Below are 11,877 nucleotides of genomic sequence, written 5' to 3'. Positions count from 1 at the left end.
CCGCGCCCCGCGGCGGAACCGCACATGTCACCGCCCCGCGCCCCTATCGGGGCGCTACGCACCCGACCGGAGGTCCTGTTCCATGAGCGTCAACGTCCGCATCCCCACCATTCTGCGCACCTACACGGGTGGTCAGGCCGAAGTGGCCGCCGAAGGGGCGACCCTCGCCGAGGTCATCGCCGATCTGGAGAAGAACCACACCGGCATCGCGGCCCGCGTGCTGGACGACCAGGGGAAGCTGCGGCGGTTCGTCAACGTGTACGTCAACGACGACGACGTCCGCTTCGAGCAGGGTCTGGAGACGGCCACGCCGGACGGCGTCGGGGTCTCGATCATCCCGGCGGTCGCCGGAGGCTGAGCGCCCCGGCGTGACGGCTGAAAATTACCCTAGGTAATGCCGAACACGCAGAGTTCATCGAATTGCCCCCTCCGTGAGAGAAGCGGAGGGGGCAATTCTGTATGGTTGAGCGCGGTACAGTTGGGGAACCTGCTTCGCTTCGCATGGTCGGCGCATAGGAGTTCGCGCCCGGGGCCCGACAAGAAGCAGCCAAAGTGACTGGCCTGTTTGAGCCGTTTATGGCATTTAACGAGCCCGACTTGCCCTGAATCTTCGTAAATCCTTCACATATTTCCGATCAGCCGTGCCCGGAATTCTCGTCGGATTGACCTGTTGCAGACGGCAGTTGGACGGATACATTCAGCCGCGGTCGACGCGTTCCGGCGCACACCCCCAACCGTTGGGGGGTGAGGTCTGACCCGGATCCGCGAAGTGCGGGTCTGTGCAAGGGCCAGTAATAGGGGAGTTAGGCATGGCTCAGGGCACCGTCAAATGGTTCAACGCGGAGAAGGGGTACGGCTTCATCGCGGTCGACGGTGGTGCGGATGTATTCGTCCACTACAGCGCGATTCAGATGGACGGCTACCGCACCCTGGAAGAGGGTCAGCGAGTCGATTTCGAGATCTCGCAAGGCCAGAAGGGGCCGCAGGCGGACATGGTCCGGCTGGCGACCGGCTGAAGCACGCGCCGACTTACTGCAGCGACGTTCTTCTTCCGAAGGGCTCGTACCTCCCGGGTACGGGCCCTTCGGCATGTCTGCCCGGGTGCCGGGCGGCATGTCTGTCCAGCTGTCGTGCCCCGCATGCCCTCCCGGGTGCCGGTCGCGGGGCGCTCGCGGGTGGTGCGTGAGGCGTGCGCGCGCCCCATGGTCATCGGCCGCCCTGTCCTCGCACCCTCTCCCACCTGCGGATCATCGAGAGGCGCTTGCACTCGCATGGGTCGAGTGCTAATCATTGGCGTTAGCACTCTGAAGGTGAGAGTGACAACGAGGACCGTGTCAGTGAGGTCCGCGGGCCGGGTGGGGCAGGGAACCACCGAGGTCGGCAGACCGTCCGTCGCGGGCGCAGGCGCGGTCCTGGAGATTCCACCCCAGTCCGGGAGGACCACTTCACATGGCCAAGATCATCGCGTTCGACGAGGAGGCACGGCGCGGTCTCGAGCGCGGGATGAACCAGCTCGCCGACGCCGTCAAGGTCACCCTTGGTCCCAAGGGTCGCAACGTCGTCCTAGAGAAGAAGTGGGGCGCCCCCACGATCACCAACGATGGTGTTTCCATCGCCAAGGAGATCGAGCTTGAGGACCCGTACGAGAAGATCGGCGCAGAGCTGGTCAAGGAAGTCGCCAAGAAGACGGATGACGTCGCGGGCGACGGAACGACCACGGCGACCGTGCTCGCCCAGGCTCTCGTCCGCGAGGGTCTGCGCAACGTAGCCGCCGGCGCCAACCCGATGGCTCTCAAGCGCGGTATCGAGAAGGCCGTCGAGGCCGTCTCCGGTGCCCTTCTTGAGCAGGCCAAGGATGTCGAGACCAAGGAGCAGATCGCTTCGACGGCCTCCATCTCCGCCGCCGACACCCAGATCGGCGAGCTCATCGCCGAGGCGATGGACAAGGTCGGCAAGGAAGGCGTCATCACCGTCGAGGAGTCCCAGACCTTCGGTCTGGAGCTGGAACTCACCGAGGGCATGCGCTTCGACAAGGGCTACATCTCGGCGTACTTCGCCACCGACATGGAGCGTATGGAGGCCGTCCTCGACGACCCCTACATCCTGATCGCCAACTCGAAGATCGCCAACGTCAAGGACCTGCTCCCGCTCCTCGAGAAGGTCATGCAGGGCGGCAAGCCGCTGCTGATCATCGCCGAGGACGTCGAGGGCGAGGCCCTGTCGACGCTGGTGGTCAACAAGATCCGTGGCACCTTCAAGTCCGTCGCCGTCAAGGCTCCGGGCTTCGGTGACCGCCGCAAGGCCATGCTCGGCGACATCGCCATCCTCACGGGCGGCGAGGTCATCTCCGAGGAGGTCGGCCTGAAGCTGGAGAACGCGGGTCTGGACCTGCTGGGCCGTGCCCGCAAGGTCGTCATCACCAAGGACGAGACGACGATCGTCGACGGCTCGGGCTCGGCGGACCAGGTTGCCGGTCGCGTCAACCAGATCCGCGCCGAGATCGAGAACTCCGACTCGGACTACGACCGCGAGAAGCTCCAGGAGCGCCTGGCGAAGCTGGCCGGCGGCGTGGCCGTCATCAAGGCCGGTGCCGCCACCGAGGTCGAGCTCAAGGAGCGCAAGCACCGCATCGAGGACGCCGTTCGCAACGCGAAGGCGGCCGTCGAGGAGGGCATCGTCGCCGGTGGTGGCGTGGCTCTGCTCCAGGCTTCCTCGGTGTTCGAGAAGCTTGAGCTGACGGGTGACGAGGCGACCGGCGCGAACGCCGTGAAGCTCGCCCTGGAGGCCCCGCTCAAGCAGATCGCCGTCAACGGTGGTCTCGAGGGTGGAGTCATCGTCGAGAAGGTCCGCAACCTGCCCGTCGGTCACGGCCTCAACGCCGCGACCGGTGAGTACGTGGACATGATCGCCGAAGGCATCATCGACCCGGCGAAGGTCACGCGCTCTGCTCTGCAGAACGCCGCCTCCATCGCCGCGCTCTTCCTCACCACCGAGGCCGTCATCGCCGACAAGCCGGAGAAGGCCGGTGCCGGCGCCGGCGCCGGTGGCGGCATGCCGGGCGGTGACATGGACTTCTGAGCCTCGGCTCGGTAGTTCGTCGCAGCCACGCGAGAGAGTTCTTCGCAGCACGCGAACGAGGGCGGCACTCCGGAAACGGGGTGCCGCCCTCGGGCGTTCGCGCGGGTGCGGCTGCGATCAGACGTTCTCGGTGGGCACGAGCCGGCTCCGCCCGCCGCCGGCCAGGTGCGGAGGTGTGGCCGGGATCACGGGTGCTCGGGGGAGGGGAGTGGAATGCCCCGGTCTCCGGCGAGGTTGTCCGTGGGAGTATTCCATGCGCATGCACATACCCAATGGAATGCGCTTATCCCTCTCCCCCCCACACACACGAGGAGCCCCCACGTGACTGTCGCCCCCTCCGCCACCTCCGCCTCCCGCGCGGCCGAGATCCTCTCCCGGCCCGTCTCCCTCAACGGCCTGACCGTTCCGAACCGGATCGCGATGGCGCCGATGACCCGGCAGTTCTCGCCGGGCGGTGTTCCGGGGGAGGACGTGGCGTCGTACTACGCGCGCCGTGCCGCCGCCGGTGTCGGCCTGATCGTCACCGAGGGCACGTACGTGGGCCACGAGTCGGCCGGGAACAGCGACCGGGTCCCGCGGTTCCACGGCGAGGAGCAGCTCGCGGGGTGGGCGAAGGTCGCCGAGGACGTGCACGCGGCGGGCGGGACGATCGTGCCGCAGCTCTGGCACATCGGCATGGTGCGGTCCGCCGGGGAGCAGCCGTTCACGGACGCGCCCGCGGTCGGACCCTCCGGTCTGCGCCTCGACGGCACCGCGGGCCAGGGCAAGGAGATGACCCAGGCCGACCTGGACGACGTCGTCCGGGCCTTCGCCGACGCCGCGGCCGACGCCGAGCGCATCGGCTTCGACGGGGTCGAACTGCACGGCGCGCACGGCTACCTGCTCGACCAGTTCCTGTGGGCGGGCACCAACCGCCGCACGGACGCGTACGGAGGTGACCTCGTCGCCCGTACGAAGTTCGCCGCGGAGATCGTGGCCGCCGTGCGGGCGGTCGTCTCGCCGACCTTCCCCGTCATCTTCCGCTACTCGCAGTGGAAGCAGGAGGTCTACAAGGCGCGCCTGGCGGAGACCCCGGCGGACCTCGAAGCCGTGCTGGCGCCGCTCGCCTCGGCCGGTGTGGACGTCTTCCACGCGTCGACGCGGCGGTACTGGCTGCCGGAGTTCGAGGGCTCCGACCTGAACCTGGCCGGCTGGACGAAGAAGATCACCGGTAGGCCGACCATCACTGTCGGCTCGGTCGGTCTCGACGGCGACTTCCTCAAGGGGTTCCGGGGCGAGGGGGCCCCGGTCAAGGGCATCGACGACCTGCTCGACCGGCTGGAGAACGAGGAGTTCGACATGATCGCGGTCGGCCGCGCGCTGCTGCAGGACCCGGAGTGGGCCGTGAAGGTGCTCGACGGCCGCTTCGGTGAGCTGGGCGCCTTCGACGCGGAGGCGCTGCGCTCGCTCAGCTGATTCTGGGTGAGGTTTTGGGTGCGGGTCAGGTGGGGGCGGGCCCAAAGGATTGCGCAGTTCACCGCGCCCCCAGGTGCTTGGGGGCGCGGGGAACTGCCCACCGGGGGTCGGGGGGCGGAGCCCCCAGGCGGTGACGCGGGGCGAGGTCAGGCCGTCGGGCTCAGATGCCGGCGCGTCCACTCCTCGAAGGACGTCAGCGGGATGCCGAGCTCCGTGGCGTACTCGGGGCGGCCGGGCTGGCCGACCACGTTCAGCCGCTCGTGCGAGGCGCCCATCGGCGGCATGCCCGCGGCCAGGGCTTCCTCCTCCGTCATGTCCGGCGCGGCCAGGCGCGTGCCCAGGGCCGCGGAGAGGATCTTGGCTATTTCCGCCATCGACAGGTAGTCGCTCGCCAGTTCCAGCTCGACGCGGTCGAACCGTTCCGGTGCGGCGACGGCCGCCGCTGCCGCCGTGCCGATGTCGTCCACCGCGGCCAGGGACAGGCGGGTCGTGGGCTTGAGCACGCTCACGATGCCGCCCTCGATGCCGCGCGGGAACAGGAAGCGCATCGAGGGGAGGAAGTTCTCCATGAAGAAGCCCGGCTTGAGCAGCGTCCAGCGCGGGAAGCCGGCCTCACGCAGCCGGTCCTGGATCGCCCGCTTGGCCTCCAGGGTGGCCGCCGTCGACGCCCACCGGCCTTCGGCCCAGCCGGGGTCCCGGGTGTGCTGACCGGCACCGGAGACGGAGGTGTGCACGAACTGCGGCACCCCGGCCGCCCTGGCGCCCTCGATGAGGTTGACGCCCTGCCGCACCTCCCCGTCGAAGTCGAAGCCGTCCTCCGTGATGCCGGGCATCTGAACGGAGAAGACCGCGCGGGCGCCTTCAGCGGCTCGCGTCACGGAGTCGCGGTCGTGCAGATCGCCGGTGACCAGCTCCACGCCGAGCGCTTCGACGGCTTTGGCGCGGGCCGTGGCCGGGTCGCGTACCAGCGCTCGTACGGGCACGCCCGCCGCGAGCAGGGCGCGGGTGGTGGCACCTCCTTGCCTGCCGGTGGCGCCCGTGACCAGGACGGGGGCGGAGTCCGGGCCTGAGCCCGGATTTGTGCCTGAGGCGGTGTTCTTGGGCATGCGAGTGCTCCTCCGAGGCCGTGGCGCATCAAAACGGCGGGGCCCGCCGTTTCCTCTCGGCTAAGATACGGCGGGGCCCGCCATTTAACAAAGGACGAGGTGAACGCCGTGCCTGACCGCCGACCCCCCGACCATCGACGCGCCGACGCCAGGCGCAACTACGCGCGCATTCTCACCGTGGCCGAGGAAGAGGTCGCCGCGCACGGGGCCGACGCGTCCCTGGAGCAGATCGCGCGCACCGCGGGGGTCGGGTCCGCCACGGTGCGCCGGCACTTCCCGACGCGCCGCGCGCTGCTGGAAGCGGTGTCGCGGAAGCGGATCGAGGCGCTGAGCGCCCGCGCCGCGGAGCTGACCGGCAAGGGGGACAGCAGGGACGCCCTGCTGGAGTGGCTGGGTGATGTCGTCGCCTACTGCGTCTCCGCCCGGGGGCTGGCGGCCGCGCTCTCCTACGACGGTTCCGAGGGTGACCCGGTGCACGAGAACTCGTGCTCGCGGTCCTTGGAGGAGGCGGGTGGTCCGCTGCTCCGGCGTGCCGCGCGGGACGGCGCGGTCGCGGCGGGTGTCACCGTCGCCGACCTGATCACGCTCGCGGTCGGCATCGTCCTGGCCACGGAACACCACCGCGACCCCGCCGCCGAAGCGGACCGGCTGTTCCGTCTGACGGTTGAGGGGCTGAGCCCGTTGGGCGGGGTCTAGGTCGGACCCTGTCCCGTCTCCCGTCTCCCGCGTTCCGTCTCCCGCGTTCCGGGTCCGGTGGGCCGTGCAGGATTGCGCCAAAAATTGCTGACAATTTTGTGGGCGATTCACTCGGTATGGCGGCGGGCCAGGCAGGACGCGGGTGGTCGGGCCGGTGGCCGGTTCCCTGTGCGGCGGTCGCAGGGGCAGGGGATGTCCTCAGGAACGGCTGGTGCACTGGGGTGTGCCGACGCGCAACTGTGCGTGGGCGAACGGTTGTCGACCTCGACGGGCGTCGACCGTCTCAGCCGTGGGGACCGAGGGACAGGAGACGGACGTGAAGCGTAGAGCAGTGGTCATGGGGCTTGCCGCGGCTACCGCGGTGCCGACGGTCGGGTCCGCTTCCGGGGCACGGGCCGCGCAGGACGGGCAGATCGGACAGGCTGGTCGGGTCGGGCAGGCCGGACGGGTCGGGCAGGCCGGGAGCGGGGCCGCTTCCTCGGCCCTGGTCTTCGACCCGGACGCCTGCACCGAGTCGACCATCACCATCAAGGACACCGCGGGCGTCGCCCACGAGGTCGTGTACCGCTTCCACAAGGTCGCCTCCTATGTGGCGAAGCCGGTCGACGTGGCGTACCAGTCCCTGAACGTCAGCGTGCCGGTGAAGATCGACGGCACGGTCGTCGACGCCACCGGCGCGCCGATCCTCCTCGCCAACGGCATCGGCGGATACATGCCGTCGTCCGTCGCGAACAACACCGGGATCGTCGCCTCCGGGATGGGCGGCGGTACGAGTCGCCAGGCGCTCGCGCTCGCCGCCGGGTACGTCGTCGTGGAGCCGGGTGCCCGTGGCCGTACCCTCGTCGACGCCTCGGGGACGTACTACGGCACGGCGCCGGCCGTCATCGTTGATCTGAAGGCCGCCGTGCGGTACCTGAAGTTCAACAAGGGCCGTGTCCCGGGTGACGTGCGGCGGATCGTCGCGTCCGGTGTCAGCGCGGGCGGGGCCCTGTCCGCACTGCTCGGCGCGTCCGGTGACAGCCCGCTCTACGAGCCGTACCTGAAGGCGATCGGTGCGGCCGACGCGAGCGACGCGATCTTCGCCGTCGGCACCTGGTGTCCGATCATCGACCTCGAACACGCCGACATGGCGTACGAGTGGTGCTGGGGCGCCAATCCGCTGAACGGCGGAGCGCGGGTCGACCCGGTCATCTCCGGGGAACTGAAGGCCGCGTACGCCGAGCACCTGGCCACACTCGGGCTGCGGGCCAAGGGCTTCGGCGCCCTCACCGCGCGCAACCTCGACGCATACCTGCTCAAGGCCCATCTGGAGCCGTCGGCCACGCGATACCTCGCGGCGCTGTCGGACACGGACCGGGCCGCCTATCTGGCCGCGAACCCCTTCATCACCTGGTCCGAGGGAGGGTCCGGTGCCGGTGCCGGTGCCGGTGCCGGGTCCGGCGGGCGGGCGGCCTTCTCCTGGGCCGATTTCCTCACGCACGTCGGCGCCCGGAAGAAGAACGCGCCGTCGTTCGACGGCTTCGACCTCGCCACCCCCGAGAACAACCTCTTCGGTACGGGGACCACGAAGGCCCGGCACTTCACGCTCTACAGCCTGCGGCACGAGAGCGGCGACAGCGCGCGGCTGGACGCCGACATCCCCACGAAGCTCGACCTGATGAACCCGATGCACCACCTCGTCGAGGACGTGAACCACAACCGGTCGAAGCACTGGTGGATACGCCTCGGCACCAAGGACACCGACACCTCGCTGTCGGTCGCGGGCAATCTCTCCGCCCGTCTGACGAGCCTGGGCGACGACGTCGACACCGCGTACTACTGGGACGCCGGTCACGGCGCCGACCAGGACCCGGGCGACTTCGTCGAGTGGATCGGGGAGGTCTCGGGCTACCGGCCCACGGTCTAGAGGTTTCCCATCGGCTCGATGTCGATCTTCACCGGGGTGCCCCAGATGCGCAGCACCTCGTAGTCGGTGAACTCGTGGACCAGGCGGTAGGCCATGCTCGGGCGGGGGTTCCGGCGCTGCGCGGCGAGATACAGCTCGGCCTCCTGCTTGTCGCGGCGGGGTGTGCCGCAGAGCTGCCAGGCCTGGCCGGTCCACATCTCCGGGAGCCAGCGCTGCTGGGGCTGGGGCCGGTCGCCCCGGACGCCGTAACGGGACGTGGCGCGCTCGGAGTTCTCGTCCGGGGCCGTCGGGCGGCCCTGCGGGTAGGAGTCCTGGAACGAGTTGTTGACGTTCGAGCGGCGCGCGAGGCGGCGGCGGGTCTCGCAGAGCAGGCACAGGTCGGCGGCGTCCTTGTCGACCGGGCCCGTGGGGTGTTCCGCGCAGCGGGTGGTGGGGGCCGCGGTGGTGACGGTCTCCTCCAGGAGGTCCAGGGCGCGCTTCAGGTCGGCCTTCACCTCGTGGAGCTTGGCGTCCGGCATCTCGGTGGACAGCGCGTCGCCGTGCTCTCCGAGGACGCGGAGGGCTCGGCCGAGAGCGGTCAGTTGCGCGTGGTTCACGTTGTGGCGTCCCTTCCCTTTGGCTGTGCCAGGGTCGCATGTGGCACTGACAGTGTGCGGGGTGCCTCCGGCGGGGGTGGGGGGTACGGCGGGGCCTTGGTCTGGCGGGGTTCGTCGGGTGCGGGTCTGTGGGGGCTGGTCGCGCCGTTCCCCGCGCCCCTGAAAGCGACAAGATTGCGCCGTTCCCCGCGCTCCTTAAAGGCAAAAGATTGCGCCGTTCCCCGCGCCCCTGAAAGCTCAAAGCCAACGATTGCGCCGTTCCCCGCGCCCCCAAAGACATAAAGACTGCGCCGTTCCCCGCGCCCCTAGAAGTGCGAAGGCCAAAGATTGTGCCGTTCCCCGCGCCCGGGGGGGGCTTGGCTAGTGCAGTGCTGTGCGTAGGCGGGTGCAGATCTCTGTTATGGATGCTTCGGGTGGGAACGTCGGTGTTTGGAACATGGCCGTTTGGAGGGCCGGGCCGTGGGCGGCGTGGTGTTCCAGGTCGGGTTTCAGGGCGGGCTGGACCAGGAAGTGGATGTGGTTCGGGACGGCGTCCGCGTGGGACCAGAGGCAGACGTAGACCTGCTCGGGCCGGGTCACAGCGGTGACGGCGGCGGCGGTGCGTTGCAGCAGCGGGCCGAGTTCAGCGGACTCGTCCGGCGTCAGCTCGGCCACGTGCAGGACGTGGCGCAGCGGCTTGACCACCAGCGTGCCGAGGCCCAGCGGACCGACGCAGTGTTCGACGGTCCACAGGGAGGTGCGCAGGATCGTCCCGCCCGGGAGGAAGTCGGTCCCGGCGGCCAGGCGGCAGGCCATGCAGGTCTCGTCGGAGTCGGAGGGGGTCATCGGGGTGCGGCCGTCAGTGCCGCGCGCAGGTGGCCGTTCGACTCCTTCAGGAGGCGGGCGGCCGTGGGGCCGTCCACGTCGCCCAGGATCGTGAGGATCGCGTTCTTCACCTCGCCGTCCGTCGCGGCCAGCGCCGCCTCGATCTCCTCGTCGGAGGCACCCGTGGCGAGCGAGACGATGCGGCGGGAGCGGGCCCGCAGCTTCTCGTTCGAGGCGCGTACGTCGACCATCAGGTTCCCGTACGTCTTGCCCAGACGGATCATCGTGATCGTCGACAGCATGTTGAGGACGAGCTTCTGCGCCGTGCCCGCCTTCAGACGGGTGGAACCGGTGAGCAGTTCGGGGCCCACCACGACCTCGATGCCGTGGTCCGCCGCTGCCGCCAGCGCGCTGTCCGCGTTGCAGGACAGCCCGACGGTGAGGGCGCCGAGCGCGCGGGCGTGCCCGACCGCCCCGATCGCGTACGGGGTGCGGCCCGAGGCGGAGACGCCGACGACCACGTCGTCCGCCGTGAGGTCCAGGGCGGACAGGTCCTCGACGGCCAGTTCCGCGGAGTCCTCCGCGCCCTCGACCGACGTAGTCATCGCGGCCGAACCGCCCGCGATCAGTCCGACGACCTCGGTCGGGTCCGTGTTGAACGTCGGCGGGCACTCCGACGCGTCCAGTACACCGAGCCGTCCGGCGGTGCCCGCGCCGGCGTAGACGAGCCGGCCGCCCCGTCCCATCCGCTCCGCGATGGCGTCGATCGCGGCCGCGATGCCCGGCAGTTGCGCGGCGACGGCGGTCGGCACGGTGGCGTCCTCGCCGTTCATGATCTTCGCGATGTCGAGGGTGGACAGCCGGTCGATCTCGGAATGCTCCGGCCGGAACGCCTCAGTGGTCAGGCTCTCCAACTCGTCCCGCAGATCACGGTACTTGCTCGGATCGGAAGCGTCGGTGGCATCGGAGGCGTCGGTGCTGGAGGTCATGTACGGCGGCTCTTTCTGGTACGGGTACGGGTTCGGTACGGGTGTGAGTACGGGGCGATCTGATGCCTTCAGGGGCGCGGTCGTGCATTTCGGGGGCGCGGGGAACGGCGCAGTCTTTGTCTTTGAGGGGCGCGGGGAACGGCGCAGTCTTGTCGCCTTCAGGGGCGCGGGGAACGGCGCAGTCTTGTCGCCTTCAGGGGCGCGGGGAACGGCGCGACCGGCCCCCACCGACCCGCACCCGACGAACACCCCCTACCGGGGCGCGTTCCGATGGCGATGCCGATGAGCCAACGCCTCGTACGACGCCGACAACGCCGGCGCAGCCGTCTCGTACGTCCGCTGCGCGACCCCCACGAACAGACAGTCCACCACCAGCAACTGACTCGTCCGCGAGGACATCGCCGCCGGCCGCAACTCGCTCTCCCGAGCCGTGGACGTCGTCAGGATGTGATCCGCGTACTGCGTGACGGGCCCGTCCGGCCGTCCCGTGATCGCGATCGTCGTGGCCCCGTGCTCGAACGCGACCCGCAGCGGCTCGATGACGTCGCCGGTCGCCCCGGAGTGCGTGATCGCGATCGCCACGTCCTTGGCCCGCAGCTGCACGGCGTTGGTCACGGCGAGATGGGGGTCGTTGTGCGCGTGGGCTATGAGCCCGATGCGCAGCAGCTTCTGGGTGAGGTCCTGGGCGACGAGACCGGACGCGCCGACGCCGTACACGTCGATACGGCGGGCCACCGCGAGCGCCCCGACCGCCGCGCCCAGCTGCACCGTGTCCAGTGCGGCCGCGGTGTCGGCGAGCGTCTGCTGCTCGTCGTACGCGAGCTTGGCGACCACGTCCGCGATCGGGTCGTCGACCGCGATGTCGGCGGTAACTGCGGGCGCGCGGCCCGACTGCTGCTGGGCGGCGAGGCCGGCGAGGGCGAGGCGCAGGTCACGGTAGCCGGGGTAGCCGAGCAGGCGGGCCGTGCGGACGACCGTCGCCTCGCTGGTGCCGGTCAGCTCCGCGAGGCCGGTGACGGTGAGGGCCGCGCAGCCTGCGGGGTCGTTGGCCACGGCCTCGGCCACTCGCTGCATGGAGCGGGTCATCGAGGGGGCGAGGGTGCGGACCTTTGCGGCGAGGGCCGCGGGGGCCGGCGGGGTTTCGCCCGCGAAAATTTCCTTCACTTCGTGGGTCACGTATGAAAGATATTTTCGGGTGGGGGGAGGGTCAAGGGGGGCCGGTCGGGAGCGGGCGCGGGTGCGGCGGT

11 protein-coding genes are annotated in these 11,877 nt (G+C 69.9%); 6 read left to right on the top strand and 5 right to left on the bottom strand.

What is annotated here, in order from left to right:
• Positions 1–82 precede the first annotated feature (82 nt).
• From OHS59_RS20765 to OHS59_RS20750, 4 genes are all read left to right on the top strand, one after another.
• Positions 83–358, top strand: a complete 276-nt coding sequence (locus OHS59_RS20765) for a MoaD/ThiS family protein (protein WP_210881130.1) — start codon at positions 83–85, stop codon at positions 356–358.
• Positions 359–809: 451 nt separating this feature from the next.
• A complete protein-coding gene (locus OHS59_RS20760; RefSeq protein WP_007493268.1) occupies positions 810–1,016 on the top strand; it encodes a cold-shock protein in 207 nt (68 codons plus the stop codon).
• Positions 1,017–1,449: 433 nt separating this feature from the next.
• Positions 1,450–3,078, top strand: a complete 1,629-nt coding sequence (gene groL / locus OHS59_RS20755; protein WP_328494913.1) for a chaperonin GroEL — start codon at positions 1,450–1,452, stop codon at positions 3,076–3,078.
• A 321-nt stretch (positions 3,079–3,399) separates the two neighbouring features.
• Positions 3,400–4,533, top strand: a complete 1,134-nt coding sequence (locus OHS59_RS20750) for an NADH:flavin oxidoreductase (protein ID WP_328494912.1) — start codon at positions 3,400–3,402, stop codon at positions 4,531–4,533.
• Between the two features lie 146 nt (positions 4,534–4,679).
• Here OHS59_RS20750 and OHS59_RS20745 read toward each other — a convergent pair whose 3' ends face one another.
• Positions 4,680–5,639 carry an NmrA family NAD(P)-binding protein gene (locus OHS59_RS20745; protein WP_328494911.1) on the bottom strand — a complete coding sequence of 320 codons (960 nt, stop codon included), beginning with the start codon at positions 5,637–5,639 and terminating at the stop codon, positions 4,680–4,682.
• A 108-nt stretch (positions 5,640–5,747) separates the two neighbouring features.
• Between OHS59_RS20745 and OHS59_RS20740 the strand changes: the two genes are divergently transcribed.
• Both OHS59_RS20740 and OHS59_RS20735 read left to right on the top strand, forming a co-directional pair.
• Positions 5,748–6,335 (top strand): TetR/AcrR family transcriptional regulator, encoded by a 588-nt coding sequence (locus OHS59_RS20740; protein ID WP_328494910.1) that lies wholly within the window; start codon positions 5,748–5,750, stop codon positions 6,333–6,335.
• 316 nt (positions 6,336–6,651) lie between these two features.
• Positions 6,652–8,241: a subtype B tannase gene (locus tag OHS59_RS20735; protein ID WP_328494909.1), complete on the top strand. Its 1,590-nt coding sequence runs from the start codon at positions 6,652–6,654 to the stop codon at positions 8,239–8,241.
• On the opposite strand, the gene OHS59_RS20730 is transcribed toward OHS59_RS20735, so the two are convergent.
• From OHS59_RS20730 to OHS59_RS20715, 4 genes are all read right to left on the bottom strand, one after another.
• Positions 8,238–8,837, bottom strand: coding sequence for a hypothetical protein (locus OHS59_RS20730; protein WP_328494908.1), 600 nt, complete (start codon positions 8,835–8,837; stop codon positions 8,238–8,240). The two genes, OHS59_RS20735 and OHS59_RS20730, sit on opposite strands and share 4 nt — an antisense overlap.
• A gap of 360 nt (positions 8,838–9,197) precedes the next feature.
• Positions 9,198–9,662: an HIT family protein gene (locus OHS59_RS20725; RefSeq protein ID WP_328494907.1), complete on the bottom strand. Its 465-nt coding sequence runs from the start codon at positions 9,660–9,662 to the stop codon at positions 9,198–9,200.
• Positions 9,659–10,630, bottom strand: a complete 972-nt coding sequence (gene murQ, locus OHS59_RS20720) for an N-acetylmuramic acid 6-phosphate etherase (RefSeq protein WP_328494906.1) — start codon at positions 10,628–10,630, stop codon at positions 9,659–9,661. Before murQ ends, OHS59_RS20725 begins: the two co-directional genes overlap by 4 nt.
• A gap of 252 nt (positions 10,631–10,882) precedes the next feature.
• Positions 10,883–11,806 carry a MurR/RpiR family transcriptional regulator gene (locus tag OHS59_RS20715; RefSeq protein ID WP_328494905.1) on the bottom strand — a complete coding sequence of 308 codons (924 nt, stop codon included), beginning with the start codon at positions 11,804–11,806 and terminating at the stop codon, positions 10,883–10,885.
• Between the last annotated feature and the right edge of the window lie 71 nt (positions 11,807–11,877).

It is taken from the genome of Streptomyces sp. NBC_00414 (assembly GCF_036038375.1).
GTDB lineage: Bacteria > Actinomycetota > Actinomycetes > Streptomycetales > Streptomycetaceae > Streptomyces.
The sequence above is the reverse complement of the archived record's forward strand: the minus strand, read 5'-3'. Positions and strand labels throughout refer to the sequence as shown.